The sequence below is a fragment of the Acidovorax temperans genome, from assembly GCF_006716905.1.
GTDB classification, from domain to species: Bacteria; Pseudomonadota; Gammaproteobacteria; order Burkholderiales; family Burkholderiaceae_C; genus Acidovorax; species Acidovorax temperans.
Window position 1 is genome coordinate 116,549 of the sequence record NZ_VFPV01000005.1, and the last position, 20,597, is coordinate 137,145.

The 20,597-nt window shown below is 62.9% G+C and carries 13 protein-coding genes, 3 pseudogenes and 1 CRISPR repeat array; of the genes and pseudogenes, 8 read left to right on the plus strand and 8 right to left on the minus strand.

All coding sequences use genetic code 11. The annotated features are described in order from the left end of the window. Window positions 1-25 precede the first annotated feature (25 nt). The 4 genes from BDD18_RS21490 (at window position 26) to BDD18_RS21505 (ending at window position 7,305) form a co-directional block, all read left to right on the plus strand. Window positions 26-3,511 carry an indolepyruvate ferredoxin oxidoreductase family protein gene (locus tag BDD18_RS21490; protein WP_142085816.1) on the plus strand — a complete coding sequence of 1,162 codons (3,486 nt, stop codon included), beginning with the start codon at window positions 26-28 and terminating at the stop codon, window positions 3,509-3,511. A gap of 43 nt (window positions 3,512-3,554) precedes the next feature. Beyond that, complete coding sequence (locus BDD18_RS21495) at window positions 3,555-4,304, plus strand: electron transfer flavoprotein subunit beta/FixA family protein (RefSeq protein ID WP_142085818.1); 750 nt, start codon at window positions 3,555-3,557, stop codon at window positions 4,302-4,304. Next, window positions 4,305-5,240, plus strand: coding sequence for an electron transfer flavoprotein subunit alpha/FixB family protein (locus BDD18_RS21500; RefSeq protein ID WP_142085821.1), 936 nt, complete (start codon window positions 4,305-4,307; stop codon window positions 5,238-5,240). Between the two features lie 505 nt (window positions 5,241-5,745). Further along, window positions 5,746-7,305: a methyl-accepting chemotaxis protein gene (locus BDD18_RS21505; RefSeq protein ID WP_142085824.1), complete on the plus strand. Its 1,560-nt coding sequence runs from the start codon at window positions 5,746-5,748 to the stop codon at window positions 7,303-7,305. Between the two features lie 164 nt (window positions 7,306-7,469). Then, a CRISPR array of direct repeats spans window positions 7,470-8,099; the repeat unit is 36 nt; unit sequence GTTGTAGCTCCCGCTCTCACCCCGGATAGCTACACT. A 181-nt stretch (window positions 8,100-8,280) separates the two neighbouring features. Here BDD18_RS21505 and BDD18_RS21510 read toward each other — a convergent pair. The 8 genes and pseudogenes from BDD18_RS21510 to BDD18_RS21545 form a co-directional block, all read right to left on the minus strand. Beyond that, window positions 8,281-9,471: pseudogene (locus tag BDD18_RS21510) on the minus strand (Tn3-like element IS1071 family transposase); the annotation flags it as partial. Between the two features lie 152 nt (window positions 9,472-9,623). Beyond that, window positions 9,624-10,424: pseudogene (locus tag BDD18_RS21515) on the minus strand (IS5 family transposase); the annotation flags it as partial. A gap of 179 nt (window positions 10,425-10,603) precedes the next feature. After that, window positions 10,604-11,857, minus strand: coding sequence for an MgtC/SapB family protein (locus BDD18_RS21520; protein WP_009238019.1), 1,254 nt, complete (start codon window positions 11,855-11,857; stop codon window positions 10,604-10,606). After that, window positions 11,830-12,024 (minus strand): hypothetical protein, encoded by a 195-nt coding sequence (locus BDD18_RS21525; RefSeq protein WP_009238018.1) that lies wholly within the window; start codon window positions 12,022-12,024, stop codon window positions 11,830-11,832. Before BDD18_RS21525 ends, BDD18_RS21520 begins: the two co-directional genes overlap by 28 nt. 8 nt (window positions 12,025-12,032) lie before the next feature. Further along, window positions 12,033-12,239, minus strand: a complete 207-nt coding sequence (locus BDD18_RS21530) for an eL24 family ribosomal protein (protein WP_024542659.1) — start codon at window positions 12,237-12,239, stop codon at window positions 12,033-12,035. Window positions 12,240-12,679: 440 nt separating this feature from the next. After that, window positions 12,680-13,216 (minus strand): transposase, encoded by a 537-nt coding sequence (locus BDD18_RS21535; protein ID WP_066690338.1) that lies wholly within the window; start codon window positions 13,214-13,216, stop codon window positions 12,680-12,682. Window positions 13,217-13,273: 57 nt separating this feature from the next. Then, a complete protein-coding gene (locus BDD18_RS21540) occupies window positions 13,274-13,609 on the minus strand; it encodes a helix-turn-helix domain-containing protein (RefSeq protein WP_066690341.1) in 336 nt (111 codons plus the stop codon). Then, window positions 13,590-13,856 (minus strand): type II toxin-antitoxin system RelE/ParE family toxin, encoded by a 267-nt coding sequence (locus tag BDD18_RS21545; RefSeq protein ID WP_241229588.1) that lies wholly within the window; start codon window positions 13,854-13,856, stop codon window positions 13,590-13,592. The genes BDD18_RS21540 and BDD18_RS21545 overlap by 20 nt, the downstream gene beginning before the upstream one ends. A 302-nt stretch (window positions 13,857-14,158) precedes the next feature. Between BDD18_RS21545 and BDD18_RS21550 the strand changes: the two genes are divergently transcribed. From BDD18_RS21550 to BDD18_RS21565, 4 genes and pseudogenes are all read left to right on the plus strand, one after another. Continuing rightward, window positions 14,159-14,752 carry a recombinase family protein gene (locus tag BDD18_RS21550; protein ID WP_066690344.1) on the plus strand — a complete coding sequence of 198 codons (594 nt, stop codon included), beginning with the start codon at window positions 14,159-14,161 and terminating at the stop codon, window positions 14,750-14,752. Then, window positions 14,749-17,781, plus strand: coding sequence for a Tn3 family transposase (locus BDD18_RS21555; RefSeq protein WP_125958919.1), 3,033 nt, complete (start codon window positions 14,749-14,751; stop codon window positions 17,779-17,781). Before BDD18_RS21550 ends, BDD18_RS21555 begins: the two co-directional genes overlap by 4 nt. Before the next feature lie 16 nt (window positions 17,782-17,797). Continuing rightward, window positions 17,798-19,147, plus strand: a pseudogene (locus tag BDD18_RS21560) (Tn3-like element IS1071 family transposase); the annotation flags it as partial. Window positions 19,148-19,344: 197 nt separating this feature from the next. Further along, the gene (locus BDD18_RS21565) at window positions 19,345-20,409 is read left to right on the plus strand and encodes a class I SAM-dependent methyltransferase (protein ID WP_170207446.1); all 1,065 of its coding nucleotides are present in this window, start codon (window positions 19,345-19,347) and stop codon (window positions 20,407-20,409) included. Window positions 20,410-20,597 lie beyond the last annotated feature (188 nt).

Genomic DNA, 20,597 nt, shown 5'->3' on the forward strand with positions numbered 1-20,597 from the left:
GCGCGAGCAACCTGGAGATATCCCCATGACCCCTCCCGTTTCCCTGGCGGACAAGTACGAATTGCCCGCCGGCCGTGTCTACATGAACGGTACGCAGGCGCTGGTTCGGCTGCTGCTGGCGCAAAAGGCGCGTGACGAGGCCGCCGGGTTGAATACCGAAGGTTTCGTCTCCGGCTATCGTGGCTCTCCCCTGGGCGCCGTAGACCAGGAGCTGTGGAAGAACCGGGCGCTGTTGGACAAGCACAAGGTGCGCTTTCAGCCCGGTCTCAACGAGGAGCTGGCGGCAACGTCGGTCTGGGGCACGCAGATGGTGAGCCTGGATCCGAAGGCACGGGTCGATGGCGTGTTCGCCCTCTGGTACGGGAAGGGACCGGGCGTGGACCGCAGTGGCGATGTCTTCAAGCACGGGAACATCGCGGGTGGCGCTCCGCATGGCGGCGTGCTGCTGGTGGCGGGAGACGACCACGCATGCAAGTCATCCAGCCTGCCGCATCAGAGCGAGCATGCATTCATCGCTGCGATGATTCCGGTGCTGCATCCTTCGGGAGTACACGAATTCATCGAATTCGGACTCCACGGATACGCCATGTCGCGCTACTCCGGATGCTGGGTGGGCTTCAAAGTGATCAGCGACACGGTCGAGTCCTCGTCGTCGTTCGACATCGATCCGATGTCGGTCGAGATCAAGATTCCACAGTCCTACCCGGTTCCCGCCGACGGCTTCTCGATCCGCTGGCCCGATCCTCCGCTGGAGCAGGAGAACCGGCTGCAGCGCGAGCGCCTGTATGCACTGCTCGAATACGTGCGCCTGAACAAACTCAATCGCCAGGACTGGGCAGTCCCGGACGCACGCCTGGGTATCTGCACCACCGGCAAGAGCTACCTGGACGTGCGCGAGGCGCTGTCGCTGCTGGGCTTGGACGAGGCGGCCGCACAGGCGCTGGGTGTGCGCCTGCTCAAAATCGGCGTGGTCTGGCCTTTGGAACCCACCTGCGTGGTTGAGTTCGCACAGGGCCTCGACGAAATACTGGTCGTGGAGGAAAAGCGCCAGGTACTCGAATACCAGATCAAGGAGCACCTCTACAACGAACCCCATCGCCCCCGCGTGGTCGGCAAATACGATGAATCGGGCGAATGGGTTCAGGTTCCCAGCAGCGGCATCCTGCTGTCGCCCAATGGCGAGCTCACGCCAGCCGGCATCGCTGATGTGATCGCTGCGCGCCTAGTAAAGGTGTACGGGCAAGGCGTGCTGCCGGAGTCGGTGCGGGTGTGGTTGGAGCGTCAGGCGGTGGTGGCAACTCGTTCCCCATCCGATGCGCCTGTGCCCCAGCGGCTTCCTTACTTTTGTTCGGGCTGTCCCCACAACACCAGCACCCAGGTGCCGGAGGGGTCGCGCGCGCTGGCGGGGATCGGCTGTCACTACATGTCGATGTGGATGGATCGCCGCACGGAAACTTTCAGCCAGATGGGCGGCGAAGGGGTGCCGTGGATAGGGCAGGCGCCCTACACGGATACGCCACATGTGTTCGCCAACCTGGGCGATGGAACCTACATGCACTCGGGCTCCCTGGCCATCCGGGCTGCCGTGGCTGCCGGTGTCAACATCACCTACAAGCTGCTGGTCAACGATGCTGTCGCCATGACGGGAGGTCAGCCAGTCGAAGGCGCACCTTCGGTGCCCCAGTTGCTGCGGCAGCTTGCCGCCGAAGGCGTGAAGGAACTGCACCTGGTGAGCGACGAGCCCGAGGCCTTTCAGGCCTTGGACGACTTCCCCAAGGATGTCAAGGTGTCGCACCGTGACGGCATGGACGCGCTGCAGCGTGCGCTGCGCGACGTCAAGGGGGTGTCGGTGATCGTCTATGCGCAGACCTGCGCGGCCGAGAAGCGCCGCCGGCGCAAGAAGAAGACCCTGGTCGATCCGGCGCGTCGAGTGGTCATCAACGAGGCCGTGTGCGAAGGCTGCGGCGATTGCGGCGTGCAGTCCAACTGCGTCTCCATCCTGCCACTGGAAACGCCCTTGGGGCGCAAGCGGCAGATCGATCAGAGCGGCTGCAACAAGGACTTCTCCTGCGTGCGCGGATTCTGCCCAAGCTTCGTGGTGCTCGATGGCGCCGAACTGCGAAAGCCCCAGCGTGACCGCGTGGCGCCGCCTACCGGCATGGCGCGACCCGAGCTGCCAGTCTTGGCACGCCCCTGGAACATTCTGGTGGCCGGGGTCGGCGGCACCGGCGTGGTGACCATCGGTGCCCTCATGGGGATGGCCGCGCATCTCGAGGGCAAAGGGGTGCTGGTGCTGGACATGGCAGGTTTGGCGCAGAAGGGCGGGGCCGTGATGTCCCATGTGCGGCTGGCGGCGGATCCCGTCCAACTGCATGCCGCGCGGGTAGCGCGCGGACAGGCGGACGTGGTGCTCGGCTGCGACCTGATGGTGGCCGCGGCCGGAGATGCGCTTGCTTCCATGGCGTCCGGGCGCACTCGCGCCGTGTTGAATACGGACGTGGCCCCCACGGGCAGCTTTACACGGGATCCCGACTGGCAGGCGTCGCCCGATGCGATGCTCGAGCGGGTCGGTTCGGCCGCTGCCCAGGTAGAGTCTCTGGAGGCTTCCCGCCTGGCGGTCGCCCTCATGGGGGATGCTGTGGCCACCAACGTATTCCTGCTGGGCTTTGCATGGCAAAAAGGCTGGGTGCCTCTGCAAGAGGATTCGTTGCTGCGCGCCATCGAACTCAACGGCGCCGCGGTGGGCATGAACCGCGCAGCGTTTGCCTGGGGACGCCAGGCTGCGCTGGATCCTGCTGCGGTGCGCCTTGCGGCCGGGCTGCCTTCCGACGAGAAGGTGATGCTGATGCCGAGCAGAACAGCGTCTCTTGCGAGCATTCTGGCCGATCGCACGGAGCGGCTCGCCGACTACCAGAATGCACGCTACGCGCAGCACTACGCGGCGGTCGTGCGGCGTGTTTCCGATGTCGAGAAGGCGCGTGTCGGGGGAGAGCGCCTCGCGCGCGAGGTCGCGATGAGCCTCTACAAGCTGATGGCCTACAAAGATGAATACGAAGTTGCTCGCCTGCACACCAGCAGTGATTTCCTCGCCCGGCTGCAAGAGCGCTTCGAAGGTGATTTCACCGTGAGCTACTACCTGGCACCGCCGCTGCTGGCGCGCCGCGACGCGCAAGGCCGTCCAGTCAAGCAGCGCTACGGCGCCTGGGTGCAGACGGCCTTCCGTCTCCTGGCCCGTTTGCGGTTCCTGCGCGGAACAGTTTTCGATCCGTTCGGCTGGACTCGGGAGCGGCGGGAGGAACGTGCGGCAATCGACGAATTCGAGGCCTTGGTTGAAGACCTGCTGAAAGACCTGAACAGCAACAACTTCAACGAGGCGTTGGCGCTCGCCCGTTTGCCCCAGCAAGTGCGAGGCTATGGCCATGTGAAGGCGCGCGAGCACGAGGTCGCGCAGAAGAAGGCCTTGGAGCTCCTGGCCCGCTGGCGAACGAAGACCGGCCTTTCCCAAGGCTAAGGCAGTCAGGAAAAAGCTGCTACTCATTCCAAAGGAGATACATATGAGAATTCTTGTCCCTGTCAAGCGCGTGGTGGACTACAACGTGAAGGTCCGCGTGAAGTCGGATAACACGGGTGTGGACATCGCCAACGTGAAGATGAGCATGAACCCCTTTGACGAAATCGCCGTTGAAGAGGCCGTGCGCCTGAAAGAAAAAGGCCTGGTGACCGAAGTCATCGCAGTCTCCTGCGGCGTGGCCCAATGCCAGGAAACCCTGCGCACCGCCATGGCCATCGGCGCTGACCGCGCCATCCTGGTCGAAACCGACGCCGAACTGCAGCCCCTGGCCGTGGCCAAGCTCCTCAAAGCCCTGGTCGACAAAGAACAACCCCAGCTCATCATCCTGGGCAAACAAGCCATCGACGACGACGCCAACCAGACCGGCCAAATGCTCGCCGCCCTGGCAGACCTGCCCCAGGCCACCTTCGCCAGCAAGGTCGAGTTGGCTGCCGACAAAGTCAGCGTGACCCGTGAAGTGGATGGCGGCCTCGAAACCCTGGCATTGAGCCTGCCCGCCGTCATCACCACCGACCTGCGCCTGAATGAACCCCGCTACGTCACCTTGCCCAACATCATGAAGGCCAAGAAAAAGCAGCTGGACACCGTCAAGCCAGAAGACCTGGGAGTGGACGTGGCACCCCGCCTCAAAACCCTGAAAGTGACCGAGCCTGCCAAGCGCGGCGCAGGCGTCAAGGTGGCCGACGTGGCTGCCCTGGTCGAGAAACTCAAGAACGAAGCGAAGGTGATCTAAATGTCGGTACTCGTTATTGCTGAACACGACAACGCGTCCATCAAGGGCGCGACGCTCAACACCGTCGCGGCCGCGGCCGCCTGCGGCGGCGACGTGCACGTGCTGGTGGCCGGCCACAACGCCGGTGCCGCAGCCGCTGCCGCTGCGCAGATCGCCGGAGTCGCCAAGGTCATCCACGCCGACGCCGCCGGCCTGGAACACGGCCTGGCCGAGAACGTGGCCGCCCAGGTGCTGGCCATTGCCGGCAACTACAGCCACATCCTGTTCCCCGCCACCGCCGGCGGCAAGAACGTGGCGCCCCGCGTGGCCGCCAAGCTGGACGTGGCCCAGATCAGCGACATCACCAAGGTGGTGGGCGCCGACACCTTCGAGCGCCCCATCTACGCGGGCAACGCCATCGCCACCGTGCAGTCGGGCGATGCCGTGAAGGTCATCACCGTGCGCACTACGGGCTTCGACGCCGCGCCCGCCACGGGCGGCTCCGCCCCCGTCGAGGCCGCCGCAGCCGTGGCCGATGCGGGCAAGAGCAGCTTCGTGGGCCGCGAAGTCACCAAGAACGACCGCCCCGAGCTCACCGCCGCCAAGATCATCGTCTCGGGCGGCCGGGCCCTTGGCAGCGCCGAGAAGTTCACCGAAGTCATGACGCCCCTGGCCGACAAGCTGGGCGCGGCCATCGGCGCATCGCGCGCCGCCGTGGACGCGGGCTACGCCCCCAACGACCTGCAGGTGGGCCAGACGGGAAAGATCGTGGCGCCGCAGCTCTACATCGCCGCAGGCATCTCGGGCGCCATCCAGCATCTGGCTGGCATGAAGGACTCCAAGGTGATCCTGGCGATCAACAAGGATCCCGAGGCCCCCATCTTCAGCGTGGCCGACTACGGCCTGGAGGCCGACCTGTTCACGGCCGTGCCGGAACTCGTCAAGGCGATCTCGTAAGGAGGCTCTACGCCATGGGTTTGCTGCGCCAATGCCTGCAGGAAGTGCGTGAGCGGGAATGCCCGCAACCGCCTATTTTTACCCCGCCATGCACAGTTGCGCACCACAATCCTGTGCAGTGGCATCACCTCGAAGGTGCACAGCGAGCTTCTGTTCGCGAGTTGCACCGCCATGCTTTCCATCACCGCATCTTGGGAGCCCAGAGCGTGGAGGGCTAGTCAATATGGCCGTTTTCACCCCGGCAAGCTTAGCGCTCGTTTAAGCCCAAGTCTTCCAGCGCATCACCACTGTGATCCAGCATCTGCGCTGTGGGCACGGCTACGCATAAGGCAGGCGTTGCAAGTCCACTGCCGTGCGGACTGGGGCTTCCTAATCCGTGTCATGGTTTTCATAGGGTTGCAGTGCCTGGGTTTCTCACGCTTTAGGTATCAACATCCATTTGGCGCGGTCAGCCGTTAGCAAGCCGTGCAGCCCGCGACCGGCGCGGGCCCACCAGGGAGCCTCCATGCGCATCAATCTGCCGGTGACCCAGCAGAACTTCGACTATTCCGGCGACGAGCTGCTGGTGTCCAGCACCAACACCAAAGGCGAGATCACCCACTGCAACCCGGCCTTCGTGCGCGTGAGCGGCTACGGCTACGACGAGCTCATCGGCCAGCCCCACAACATCATCCGCCACCCCGACATGCCCGCCGAGGCCTACAAGGACCTGTGGCGCACCATCGGCCGGGGCGAGCCCTGGACGGGCCTGGTCAAGAACCGCCGCAAGAACGGTGACCACTACTGGGTGCGCGCCAACGTCACGCCCATCCTGGAAGGCGGCAAGCCGCGCGGCTACATGTCGGTGCGCACCAAGCCCAGCGCCGCCGAAGCCGCCGCCGCCGAGGCGCTGTATGCCCAGATGCGCCGCGAGGCGGACGCAGGCTCCCGCAGCTTCTCGCTGGAGGCGGGCAGCGTGCGCTACCACGGCCTGCGCGGCTGGCGCCAGCGCCTGGCGCAGATGGCGCTGCTGCCCCGCATGGCGTTGATGCTGGCCGTGCTGGTGCTGCTGGCGCTGGTGCCCGACATGCTCGGGCTGCAGGGCGCGGCGGCCTGGGGCGCGCGCGTGGCGCTGCTGGTGCTGGGGGCTGGTTGGGTGCTGTGGCGCTTCCAGGCCACGGTGCTGCAGGGGCTGCACGATGCCACGCGCTTCGCGTCCGACATCTCGGCCTGCAACCTCGCGACCTCGGTCGGCACGGACTACCCCGAGCCGCTGGGCGCGCTCATGCAGCGGCTGCAGCAGACCCAGGTGAACCTGCGCGCCGTGGTGGGCGACGTGCGCACCGAGGTCGGCAACTTCACCCGGTCGGCCGCCGAGATCACGCGCGGCAGCCTGGACCTGTCGGCGCGCACCGAATCGCAGGCGAGCAGCCTGGAGGAGACCGCCGCGTCGATGGAGCAGCTGGCCAGCACCGTGCTGCAGACGGCCGAGACGGCGGCCAAGGTCTCGCAGGAGAGCGCGCAGAGCAGCGAGGTCGCCTCGCTCGGCGGCCAGGCCGTGCAGGATCTGGGCGCGGCCATGCAGCAGATGAAACACTCGTCCGCCAAGATTAGCGAGATCGTGGGCGTGATCGAAGGCATCGCCTTCCAGACCAGCCTGCTGGCCCTGAACGCCGCCGTGGAGGCCGCGCGCGCGGGCGAGCAGGGCCGGGGCTTCGCCGTGGTGGCAGGCGAGGTGCGCGCGCTGGCCCAGCGCAGCGCCAGCTCGGCCAGGGAGATCAGCGGCCTGATCGGCGAGACGGTCGACCAGATCGCCAGCGGCGCCCAGCAGATGGACCACGCGGGCACCACCATCCGCGGCGTGGTGGACGCGGTGGAACGCGTGAGCGCGCTGGTGCAGCAGATCAGCAGCGCCACGCGCGAGCAGTCGCAGGGCATCGCCCAGGTCAACGAGGCCGTGACCCAGCTCGACACGGTGACGCAGCAGAACGCCGCGTTGGTGGAGCAGTCCACGGCGGCGGCGCAGGGCCTCAAGGACGGTGCCGAATCGCTGGGGCGCGCAATGGATGTGTTTCGGCTGGGGTGAAACAGCGGTATGCATCGCTCGTGCCTGCCGTTTGGAGGCACCGTAGTGCGACGGGAGGATAGTAACGGAAATTTTATATATAGACAAAAAATGCAAATATGTATAAATTTTGATGCCGCTGTCCCTTTGTCTAGAGAGGCGGTGCGGACGGTCCCCACCGGGTGGTTGTAGCTCCCGCTCTCACCCCGGATAGCTACACTGAGCACGTTTGTAGACCAGTTCTACACAGAGTTGTAGCTCCCGCTCTCACCCCGGATAGCTACACTTCAGCGGTGTTCGCCATCACCAATGCTGCTGTTGTAGCTCCCGCTCTCACCCCGGATAGCTACACTTCGTCACTGCGAAGGGACGCTGATAGTTCTGTTGTAGCTCCCGCTCTCACCCCGGATAGCTACACTCGCATTAGCTGAATTTCATCAACCACCGACGTTGTAGCTCCCGCTCTCACCCCGGATAGCTACACTAGGTGGGCCTCATGGAACTCAAAGCGCCCGGTTGTAGCTCCCGCTCTCACCCCGGATAGCTACACTACATGGCTCTGCTGATACCGATCCGCGACAGTTGTAGCTCCCGCTCTCACCCCGGATAGCTACACTGGCAACCCAGGCATTGAGCGCCGCAGCAACGTTGTAGCTCCCGCTCTCACCCCGGATAGCTACACTCTCATGAACGCACGCTGCGCAAGATGTACCGTTGTAGCTCACGCTCTCACCCCGGATAGCTACACTACACGACGCGAGGCCGTGCTGCGTGAGATAGTTGTAGCTCCCGCTCTCACCCCGGATAGCTACACTCGACCATCACGAAACCCGCTCCAGGCTTGGCTTGAAGCGGGGTCTCCTCGTTTTCAGTGCAATAAGTGACGGTACGAAAAGCTAGCACTGGCGCGGAGGTGGTGTTGGTAGATCGTTGATTTCATTGACTTTCCTGTTCACTTTCAAATCTGCGATTCGTGGCGTCAAACCGTGGTCGGTTTCATCCATTGGTGCCAGTTATCGATGCATTTGGCCGCGAAGGCAGGATTTGGTCAGCATAGCGGTCAACCGGGAAGCGAAACACACCCCGCAAGTTGATGCTCTCCAGCCTGGTGGGCGCAATCTTCCCGATCAGTTCCGGTGGAATGACCTGGCGGCGGTTCGACCAGCGATCCAGGACCGCCTGCATCTGTGAGGTATTCCACGCCATCACGATGTTGGCCATCAGGCTCAACGCATCGGCCACAGCCTGCATTTCATCGACACGTTTGGCCTGCGCCGGGCTGATCCGGCCGGTATAAATGGCGCGCTTGAGGGCGTTAACAGCCTCGCCCCGATTGAGCACCCGGCGCAACTCGTTCCTGAAAGCGTCCTTGACAAAGTAGTCAGCCAAAAACGCCGTACGCAGCAACCGCCCCAATTGCACGCCAGCCTCATAGATTGGATCGCCCTGGGCGGCAGAACCGAACCGCGCAAGAGCTGCCACCGCACTGGCATGTCCGCTCATGACCGAGGCTGCCAGGTGCACCAGACTATCCCAATGCTTTTCGATCAAAGCGACGTCGACATTGGCTTCGCACACCGCAGCGATTTCTGCGGGCACTTTGGTGCCGCGTGGCACAAAGAGGTGGCGCTGTTTGAGTTCCTTCAACCGCGGGCAAAGATCAAAACCAAGCAAACGGGCATGTGACATGGCAAAGTCGGTGTAGCCATGGGTATCCACAGCAAGCTGGCTGGTCTCCAGCTTTTCTTGGCGGATGACACCTTCAATGGCCACGCCCGCCTGGCGCTCATTGAGCACAAAGGGCTGCGCATGGAAGATGCCCCACCGGTCTTTTACATGGGAGTAGATTCCAATGGAAGGTGTGTTGCGCCGAGGATCAAGCCGGGCTTGCCACACCCGTTTGGTGGTCTCCATGCTCATCATGTCAGAAGATGCCAAATCGGACCGCCCCCAGGTGGCGGCAATCGGGTGTCGCTGCATGAATTCCAGCACAGCCTGGCAGGCCTGGCTCAGACGCCGTTCGTCCCGCGCCCAGCGCATGGCCTGGCGAATGCTGGTGGCAGACAATTGCGGAATCATGCGCGCGCATTCGACCGCAGTCAGACTGGTGCCGTGGGCCATGATGCCGGCATAGACCATCAGCAGCTCGTCGGTAGAGCGCGGCTCACGTCCGAGCATGATCCAGCTAACAGGCCGTTGAAAAAATGCTCATCGAACGCGCCAGGGTCGTGGATTTCGAAGAAGCGAGTCGTCCAGACGCGCCTACGAAGCGAATGCGAGGGCCATTTCGGCCTGTTTGCAGGCCGTTTTGCCCGTTTCGGGCGCACGTATCCCATGGCTCACGCATGATGCGCGTCCCACCAGCCGCCGATGCTGCCCATGCGCACCAGGTTGTAGGTGGCAAAGCACAGCAGGGCCTGGCCCGCGAGCTTGGCCTGGCCGATCAGCTTGGTCTTGGCCAGACCACCCACCGTCTTGATCCAGCCAAAGGCCTCCTCGATGCGCTTGCGCACCTTCAGACTGGTCTTGTAACCCTCGTGGCGCTTGATGCGGCCATCGACGGCCGAGTGCTTGTCCTTGGCCGCCACGTGTGGCGTGACCTTGAGCTTTCTGCAGCCCTTGATGAAGGCCTTGCTGTCGTAGCCTTTGTCGGCACCGACCGTGGCCCGCTTGTTCCTGTTGCCCCGGCGCCCCAACATGGCCAGCGCCGCTTCGCGCTCGCCAGTGCCATTGGCGTGTGTGATCTCCACATCCACGATCAGCCCGTTGCGGTTCTCCATGAGGATGTGCCCCATGTGGCACAGGCGGGACTTGTCACCCGTGCTCTTCTTGAACAACCGTGCATCGGCGTCCGTGGTGCTTTGGTGGGTGTCGTTGCAGCGCTCCTGCCCTTTGAAGTCCACCTCGGGGTTGCGTCCGGGCGGCGTGCCGCTGTCATCGTCTTTGCGCTTGAAGCTCTTGTGCGAGGCCCAGGCTTCGATGAGCGTGCCGTCCACGCTGAAGTGCTCGTCGCTGGCAAGCCGCCCCCACTGGGCGCTGAGCTTGACGCGCTCGAAGAAGGCACGGGCGAGGTCTTCGTTGAACAAGCGTTCGCGGTTGGCGCTGAAGGTGGAGTGGTCCCAGACTTTGTCCTCGATGTTGGGGTTGTAAGCCGGAACCGCCGAAATTTCCGTTAGCCAGAGGGGCAACTCGCGTCTGAACCTCAGTCCCGCCCATCTTGGCTCATCACCCAGCTTGCGTAGCACAGCACCCTTTAGATCAGCGGACATGGCGCAGAGCCGTAGGAAGAGCTGCAAGCCGTAACTACACGAGAGATTGGTCAAGCATAGCCAACCCACCCCATGCCGATTGCAATGCCTATCCCGATAGCCATCATCCCAGGCAGGCAGCGCAACAGGAAGTCGCGCCCTGCGACCCAGGCGAGGAGGCCAGTTTTGAAGCACAGGTTAGAGAGAATCGCCAGGCCGATCGCGTTAGCGGCTACCTCGGCGCCCAGTTTCCCATTCCCAAACAGGCGCAGGGTCGACAATGCGATGGCATCAAGTTCGGTCAGCCCGGACACGGCGGACGCCAGGTAGAGCCCGCGGGTTCCCGCCCAATCGGACAGCCACGAGGCTAAAAGTAAAATGATGGCATACATCGCACCGAAGCTCAGCGCAACCCGTAACTCGGTCGGATTGGCAACTTCCGGCAAAAGAAGTGGCCCCCCCGTCCGCGAACGATGCCAGACGAACAGTACCGCCAAGCCGCCTGCCACCAGGTTGCCGACCAACACTGGCCAAAGGGTCGCCATCAAGGAGGGCGCGATGGCAACGGCGATCATGCCCAGGCGCACGGACAAGACCAGATTGGCCATGAGAATGACGATCGACGACGTCAGCGCCATGGTCGGCGTCTGGCGGGCATGACGGGCGTACACCAGGGTAGTCGCGGTGCTCGACACCAGTCCTCCCAGCAGACCGAGCAAGGGCGGGCCAAAGCGATCTCCGACCGCACGCATGGCCAAATAGCCGGCGAGGCTCAAGCCGGATATCAGGACGACCATCATCCAGACGTGGTGAGGATTGAAAGCGCCATAGGGTCCATAACCGACGTTGGGCAGGAGCGGCAGCACGATAAAACTCAGCGTAGCGAACTGCAGGATCGACACCAGGTCGCGGGAAGTAATCCGTGAACTCAAGCCGCGCAGTTCGGCCTTGAAATGGAGCAGCGCTGCGGCAGCAATGGCTAGCATAACAGCATAACGACCGTGGCCGAGCCAAACCATCGCTCCGAGGGTGAACGAAAGCAGGATGGCCATTCGTGTGGTGGGGCCAGCGTGGCTCTCGCTCTCCCCGGTCGCGGTCTGACCGAAAACCATGATGCCCGTCATGGCCAGCAAGGCGGCAGGGAGAAACCACGGCGCCCCGACGCTCTGGCCGACGAGGGCGGCGATGGAGCCGAACAGCGCGGCCAAGGCCGAAGTTCGTAACCCCATTGCCGAACCGGCGCGTTCACGCTCAACCCCGATCAGAAGGCCGATGGCCAGGCTGGTCAGAAAAGAGATCAGATGCTCGTTGACGTTAGGGTCCATTGGCGCTTCCCGTAGTTCACCTGACCAACTGTCGGGCAGATGGAAAAATAATTGTTGAAATATGAGGTAGTAACGCCCATCACCTGCGGGAACTGACCTACGCCTTCGAGGAGATGGGGCAGGCTTGGGCCAACCGCCTGATCGAACTGCTGGTCGCCGCTTGCCATGAGGTCGATCAGGCGGCGGCGTGCTGACGCCCGAACGCCTTGCGTCCTGCCGCAAGGATTACGACGCCATTCTCGCGGACGGCGAGGCAGCCAATCCGCGCGCACCGCCTTCCGGCAAACGCGGGCTCGCGGCCGGCGTGATCGAAGCGGTGCGGCGATTCCGGCTTGACGGTCATGCCGCAGACGGGGTCGGTGATCGGGTGGTGCTCGTGCATGGCTGTGTCTCCCTTCTTGTATGGCGGCGCGCCGGCGGCGATCGGCTAATCGAGGTGTCCGGAATTAGTTGACCACTACAGTCTGATCCGGCGAAGATTGGCATAACCCAGCCCCTACCTGTTTGTAATTCCCCTTTTATCCATCAATTCACTTGTCAATTAAGGAGAAAAAATGCCCAAAAAGATATTGATCGTTGCCGCAGCGGTGATAGCCATCGCGCTTAGCGGCTGCGCCGGCAACGGCAGCTATAGCGGAGGTCACGGAGGCGGTGCGAGCAGCGGCGGACATTCCCACTGATTGGAAGATATCCGTCGCGACTGAACGAAGATGAGCGTCCCTGGCCACGCCCATCTTCGTCGTTAGCGGCTTTGTGGAAGCGACGCCATTGCACTGGATTGCAAGCCGGTACCGCCGAGAATTTCGTCACCCGCTCCGACGATCAGCCGGCAAGCTGCTTGATGCGTTCGGCAAGGTGTCCGAACGCTTCGTTTATGTACTCCAATGTCTTGGCTTCCGCGCCCTGGGCGCGTAGCGAGTCTTTGAAGCTGTCCAGTTCGGCCAGCCATTGCCGATGCAGCCGACCCAGTTCGTTGACTTGCTGCTGGAAGACTTGCAGGCTGCCGCTGCCACGAAATGCTTGATAGCCGCGCTCCAGGGTTGCCGCCGTGAGCAGCAGTTGGGTAGCCCGTTGTTTATGCTCCTCAGAAAACTCGGCCAGCCCATCATAGGGTCGCGATGTCTTGTTGCGCTCGGCTTCGGAGGCTTCCTCCATGATGTGGGCGTAGCGGTAAAACCCAGGATATTCGCGAGACAACGCCATGAACTGCTGGTCGGAGGTGCCGACCCAAATCTTGTGCAGGTCGGGCACGTATCCCATCATGTGGTTGATGATGGCGTGCGTTTCGCGAGTGTTCTGGGCGGCGAGTTGCTGCATGTGCTGGTCGATCTTCGCGGCCAGCCGGCGAAAGTCATTCATGCTCAGGCATGCCCCCGTTTTTCATCAGCGATGCGGTCGTTCATCGGGCGCCTCCGGTCAGGCGGTTGCAAGCGTCAGGTGGCCGACCGGCTCGGTTGCCGGCCGCACCTTGATTTCGATGTCGTAGCCGAGGCGGTTCAGGCAGTCCATCAGCTTGCGCTCGGACAGGTTGGTGAAGTCGCCGTGCATCATGCCCGATACCTTCGGTTGCGGGATGCCCATACGCTTGGCCGCCGCTTGTTGCGTCAGGTCAAGGGCGCGCATCGCCTTCCTGATCTCGATGACCAGGCCGGTCTTGATCTTCAGCTTTTCGGCATCGGGCAGCCCCAGGTCGGCGAAGACGTTGCCCGAGCTTCGTTGAGCCTCGACGCCTTCAATGATTCGTTTTTGCATTTCGTAGCTCCTGTGCCATTGCCTCGGCCACCTTCAGCCGAGCGCGGATGATGTCCATGTCCACCTTCGGCGTGGCGATCCCGCTCTTGCTCTTCTTCTGGAAGCAGTGCAGGACGAACACCGCTTCCGCAAACTTGACCGTGTAGACCGCCCGGTACGTGCCGCCGGCATCGTCTTCGACGACCTCCAGCACGCCAGCCCCGCCGAAGCCCTTGAGCACCTTGGCCGCGTCGGCCTGGTCGCCCATCTAGGCCAGCGACAGCGCGTAACCGAAACGCCGTCGCACATCGGGCGACAACGCCATCAGATCCCTGTAGCTGCTCGCGATCCATTCGAGCGGTTTTTCTTTGTCGGCCATGGAAATAGTTTATACCTGTTCAGGTAATACGACAAGCACGACAGTCACAAAGCAGGTGTCGCTAAACAAGTGTTTTGCGACCTATCTGCAACAGTCATGTGCACCAACCTCTGGATGGCCTCAAAATTGTGCGGAAAACCATGTCGCCATGCGCTACCATACGGAAACCCATTTTTAATGGTTATCCGCCTATGTTGGTTGGCTACATGCGCGTGTCGTCGGACTCCGACCGCCAGAGCACGGACTTGCAACGCGATGCGCTGCTCGCCGCCGGCATCGATCCGCGCCATCTGTTCGAGGATCGAGCATCCGGCGCGAAGGATGACCGTGCCGGCTTGGCGCGGGCGCTCGAATTCGTCCGGCCTGGCGATGTGCTGGTCGTGTGGAAACTCGACCGGCTCGGCCGCTCGCTGTCGCATCTGCTCGCCATCGTGACCTCGCTCAAGGACAAGCGGGTGGCGTTCCGCTCGCTGACGGAGAACCTGGACACCACGACGCCCTCGGGCGAGTTCCTGTTCCAGGTGTTCGGCGCACTCGCGCAGTATGAGCGCGCCTTGATCCAGGAGCGCGTCGTCGCTGGCCTGACCGCCGCGCGCAAACGCGGCCGGATCGGCGGGCGACCGCAGGCGATCACCGGCGAGAAGCTCGACGCCATCGTCGCCGCGCTGGACGGCGGCATGTCCAAGGCGGCGGTATGTCGCAATTTCAGCGTCAAGCGCACCACCTTGATTGAGACCCTGGCGCGGATCGGCTGGACGGGCTCCCGTGGAGCGTCATCACGATGATCGGCAAGAGCGAGCGGTTGACCATCCTTTCGGATGCCGAGCAGGAAGCCCTGTACGGCCTGCCGGATTTCGATGATGCACAGCGGCTGGAATACCTGGCACTGACTGAAACCGAACTGGCGCTCGCCAGTAGCCGGCCCGGCCTCCATGCTCAGGTCTATTGCGTCTTGCAAATCGGCTACTTCAAGGCCAAGCGTGCCTTCTTCCGTTTCGACTGGAGCGAGGTCGAGGACGATTGTGCCTTCGTGCTGAGCCGCTATTTCCACGGCGAGCCGTTCGAGCGCAAGGCGATCACCAAGCACGAGCGCTACACCCAGCGCGAGCGGGTTGCCGAGTTGTTCGGCTACCGGCCGTGGGCAGCCGACTTCCTGCCGCAACTGGCGCAGCAGGCCGAGCAGATCGTGCGCCGTGACGTGACGCTTGGGTTCGTCGCCGCCGAGCTGATCGTCTGGCTCAACGGGCACAAGATCATCCGGCCCGGCTACACCACCCTGCAAGAGCTGGTCAGTGAAGTCTTGTCCGCCGAACGTCGGCGGCTGGGCAGCCTGCTGGCGGAAGTGTTGGACGAATCAGCCAAGGCCACGCTGGCCCAGCTCCTGGTTCGTGACGACACCCTGTCGCAACTGGCGGCGCTCAAGCAGGACGCCAAGGATTTCGGCTGGCGTCAGATGGCCCGCGAACGCGGGAAGCGCGCCACGCTGGAGCCGCTGCACGGGATCGCCAAGGCGCTGCTGCCCAAGCTGGGTATCTCGCAGCAAAACCTGCTGTACTACGCGAGCCTGGCGAACTTCTATACCGTCCATGACCTGCGCAACCTGAAGGCGGATCAGACCCGGCTCTACCTGCTGTGCTATGCCTGGGTGCGTTACCGGCAACTCACCGACAACCTGGTCGATGCGATGGCCTTCCACATGAAGCAACTAGAGGATGAAAGCAGCGCGGGCGCGAAGCAGTCCTTCGTCGCCGAGCAGGTACGACGCCATCAGGAAACGCCGCAGGTTGGCCGCCTGCTGTCGCTGTACGTGGACGACAGCGTGACCGATCCGACGCCGTTCGGTGAGGTGCGCCAGCGCGCCTACAAGATCATGTCCAGGGACGCGCTGCAAAGCACCGCGCAGCGCATGAGCGTCAAGCCGCTGAACAAACTGGCGCTGCACTGGCAGGCGGTGGACGGTCTGGCCGAACGCATCCGACGCCATCTGCGGCCGCTGTACGTCGCGCTCGACTTCGCCGGCACTGATCCGGACAGCCCGTGGCTCGCGGCGCTGGCCTGGGCTAAGGGCGCGTTCGCCAAACAGCAGCGCCTGTCGCAACGGCCGCTCGCCGAATGTCCGGCGGCCACGCTGCCGAAACGCTTGCGGCCGTACCTGCTGACCTTCGACGCCGATGGCAAGCCGACTGGCCTGCACGCCGACCGCTACGAGTTCTGGCTGTACCGCCAGGTCAGGAAGCGCTTCCAGTCGGGCGAACTCTACCTCGACGACAGCTTGCAGCACCGGCATTTCTCCGACGAGTTGGTTTCGATGGACGGGAAGGCCGACGTGCTGGCACAGATGGACATCCCGTTCTTGCGGCAGCCTGTCGATACCCAACTCGATGCGCTGGCGGCCCAGCTGCACGCGCAATGGCTGGCGTTCAACCGCGAGCTGAAACAGGGCAAGCTGACGCACTTGGAATACGACAAGGACTCGCAGAAGCTGACTTGGCGCAAGCCCAAGGGCGAAAACCAGAAGGCGCGCGAGCAGGCGTTCTACGAGCAACTGCCGTTCTGCGATGTCGCTGATGTGTTCCGCTTCGTCAACGGCCAGTGCCAGTTCCTGTCGGCGTTGACGCCATTGCAGCCGCGTTACGCGAAGAAGGTAGCGGATGCCGACAGCCTGATGGCGGTCATCATCGCGCAGGCGATGAACCACGGCAACCAGGTCATGGCGCGCACCAGCGACATCCCGTACCACGTGCTGGAAAATACCTACCAGCAGTACCTGCGCCAGGCGTCGCTGCATGCTGCCAACGACCGCATCAGCAACGCCATTGCCGCGCTGCCGATCTTCCCGCATTACTCGTTCGACCTCGATGCGCTGTACGGCGCCGTCGATGGGCAGAAATTCGGCGTCGAACGGCCGACCGTGAAGGCGCGCTACTCGCGCAAGTATTTCGGGCGCGGCAAGGGCGTCGTTGCCTACACGCTCTTGTGCAACCACGTGCCGCTGAACGGTTATCTGATTGGCGCGCATGAGTACGAGGCTCACCACGTGTTCGACATCTGGTATCGCAACACGTCCGACATCGTGCCGACCGCGATCACCGGCGACATGCACAGCATCAACAAGGCCAACTTCGCCATCCTGCACTGGTTCGGCCTGCGTTTCGAGCCGCGCTTCACCGACCTCGACGACCAGTTGCAGGAGCTGTATTGTTGCGCCGACGATCCGGCGCTGTACGAGAAGTGCCTGATCCGGCCGGTCGGCCAAATCGACCGGCAACTCATCGTCAGCGAGAAGGCGAACATCGACCGGATCGTCGCCACGCTGGGCCTGAAGGAAATGACGCAGGGCACGCTGATCCGGAAACTGTGCACCTACACCGCGCCGAATCCGACGCGGCGCGCGATCTTCGAGTTCGACAAGCTGGTGCGCAGCATCTACACGTTGCGCTACCTGCGCGACCCGCAACTCGAACGGAACGTACACCGCTCGCAAAACCGCATCGAGTCTTATCACCAGCTACGCTCGACCATCGCCCAGGTCGGCGGGAAGAAGGAATTGACCGGCCGTACCGACATCGAAATCGAGATCAGCAACCAGTGCGCCCGGCTGATCGCCAACGCGGTTATCTACTACAACTCGGCCATCCTGTCGCGGCTGCTGACGAAATACGAGGCGGCCTGCAACGCCAGGGCGCTGGAACTCATCACCCAGATATCGCCGGCGGCCTGGCGGCACATCCTGCTGAACGGGCATTACACCTTCCAGAGCGACGGCAAGGTCATCGACCTCGATGCGCTCGTGGCGGGGCTGGAACTGGGGTGACGGAAATTTCGGCGGTTCCGGCTTACAACCCCTGGATGATGAACTCCATTTGTCGCCATTGCCCGCAGAGGACGAAGACCCAGAAGTGACCAAGCTGCGCGCGGCTTTGGATCACCGCATCGGTGAGGTTCAATTGCCGGAAGTGATTCTGGCCGTTGACGCCCAGGTGCGCTTTAGCTGGATCATGCTCGGACGTGAGCCGCGCTCTACCGACGAGCTGCTGATGGTCTATGCCGGCATCATGGCCCACGGCACCAGTCTGACTGCGGTCGAATGCGCGCGCATGATTCCGCAATTGTCTGCCACCAGCATTCGCCAGGCCATGCGCTGGGCGCGGGACGAACGGCGTCTGAGCCAGGCCTGCCAGGCTGTGCTGGAATTCATGCAGCGACACCCGATTGCCGCCACCTGGGGGCGGTCCGATTTGGCATCTTCTGACATGATGAGCATGGAGACCACCAAACGGGTGTGGCAAGCCCGGCTTGATCCTCGGCGCAACACACCTTCCATTGGAATCTACTCCCATGTAAAAGACCGGTGGGGCATCTTCCATGCGCAGCCCTTTGTGCTCAATGAGCGCCAGGCGGGCGTGGCCATTGAAGGTGTCATCCGCCAAGAAAAGCTGGAGACCAGCCAGCTTGCTGTGGATACCCATGGCTACACCGACTTTGCCATGTCACATGCCCGTTTGCTTGGTTTTGATCTTTGCCCGCGGTTGAAGGAACTCAAACAGCGCCACCTCTTTGTGCCACGCGGCACCAAAGTGCCCGCAGAAATCGCTGCGGTGTGCGAAGCCAATGTCGACGTCGCTTTGATCGAAAAGCATTGGGATAGTCTGGTGCACCTGGCAGCCTCGGTCATGAGCGGACATGCCAGTGCGGTGGCAGCTCTTGCGCGGTTCGGTTCTGCCGCCCAGGGCGATCCAATCTATGAGGCTGGCGTGCAATTGGGGCGGTTGCTGCGTACGGCGTTTTTGGCTGACTACTTTGTCAAGGACGCTTTCAGGAACGAGTTGCGCCGGGTGCTCAATCGGGGCGAGGCTGTTAACGCCCTCAAGCGCGCCATTTATACCGGCCGGATCAGCCCGGCGCAGGCCAAACGTGTCGATGAAATGCAGGCTGTGGCCGATGCGTTGAGCCTGATGGCCAACATCGTGATGGCGTGGAATACCTCACAGATGCAGGCGGTCCTGGATCGCTGGTCGAACCGCCGCCAGGTCATTCCACCGGAACTGATCGGGAAGATTGCGCCCACCAGGCTGGAGAGCATCAACTTGCGGGGTGTGTTTCGCTTCCCGGTTGACCGCTATGCTGACCAAATCCTGCCTTCGCGGCCAAATGCATCGATAACTGGCACCAATGGATGAAACCGACCACGGTTTGACGCCACGAATCGCAGATTTGAAAGTGAACAGGAAAGTCAATGAAATCAACGATCTACCAACACCACCTCCGCGCCAGTGCTAGCTTTTCGTACCGTCACTTATTGCACTGAAAACGAGGAGACCCCTACAATGCGGTCGCCAGCACATCCGCATCACACATTTCTTGCCTGCTTATGCCCATGAGCGCATCCCACATCGCCTCCACGCCTTGCCCCGTTTGCGGCTCACAGGCCATTGAACCCATCGCCCGTGTCGATGGCAAAACGGGCGAAACGCTGCTTACCGTCAATTGCAGCGCCTGCGGCCTGGGCCGCATTGACCCCTTGCCCACTCAGCCAGAACTGGAAGCCTGGTACACCCACCGCTACCGACAGGACTACAAACAAGCCGTTTCACCCGCGCTCAGGCATGTGTTGCGGGCTGGTCGCAATGCGCTCGACCGATGGGGGTGGTTGCAGACGCAACTTGCGCAAGGCGTCGGGCATTTGCCTTCGTCCGCCGTCACGCTGGACATTGGAGCCTCCAGTGGCGAGTTCGTCGACCTGATGCGCCAGCGTGGCATGCAGGCCCACGGCATCGAACCCCATGCGGGCTATGCTGCCCACGCCCGCGAGACATTGGGCCTGTCGGTCGAGCATGGCGCGCTGCACCAGGTTCTACCCCGGCAGGCAGACCAGCGTTTCGACCTCATCAGCATGTTCCACGTGCTGGAGCACCTGGTCGATCCGGTGGAAACCTTGCGCCTGTTTGCGCGCAAAGTGTCGCCACAGGGGCACTTGCTGATCGAGGTGCCGAACGCAACTCGTTTCTGTGCACCCCGCTACATGTTTTTCAGGGCGCATACCCTTTACTTCACCCAGGCATCGCTGCACCAAACCCTCCGTGCAGGCGGTTGGAGTGTGGTGGCGCACAACCATGCAGACGACGACAACCTCATGGTGCTGGCGCGCCCGGCACCTGACCCCGGCGCCGCCCATGTGCCTGCCAGCTGGCAACCCGGCCGCGCACTGATCGAAGCCCAAAACCGGCGGACGTGGCCCGCCTACCTGGCGGACCAGCTTCGCAGCGGTCGTTGGTTGCGCAAGCTTCGCCAGCGCCAGGAAGAAAAACAAGCGGTGCGGGGCGTCTCGTCGGCGCGAAGCCTGCTGGACGCCCTTTACCAGGATGAGCTCCGCCTGCCGGGTGCCCCGGCCGCCACATCGGGTGGGTGCAGTCAACCCGCTTGCAAGCCCTGGCGGCGCTGAGCATCGGGGGTGGCCTGGGTGCCGCCATCGACCTCTGACCTGACACGATCCGGCTGGTGCGGGAGCCGTTGGCGTCCCGCCCGGGATCCTCTGCACGAATCGAGCGGCAAGTGTGCGCTGCGGATCGGGATGGACTGCAAGGCGCAAAACGGGGTCTCCTCGTTTTCAGTGCAATAAGTGACGGTACG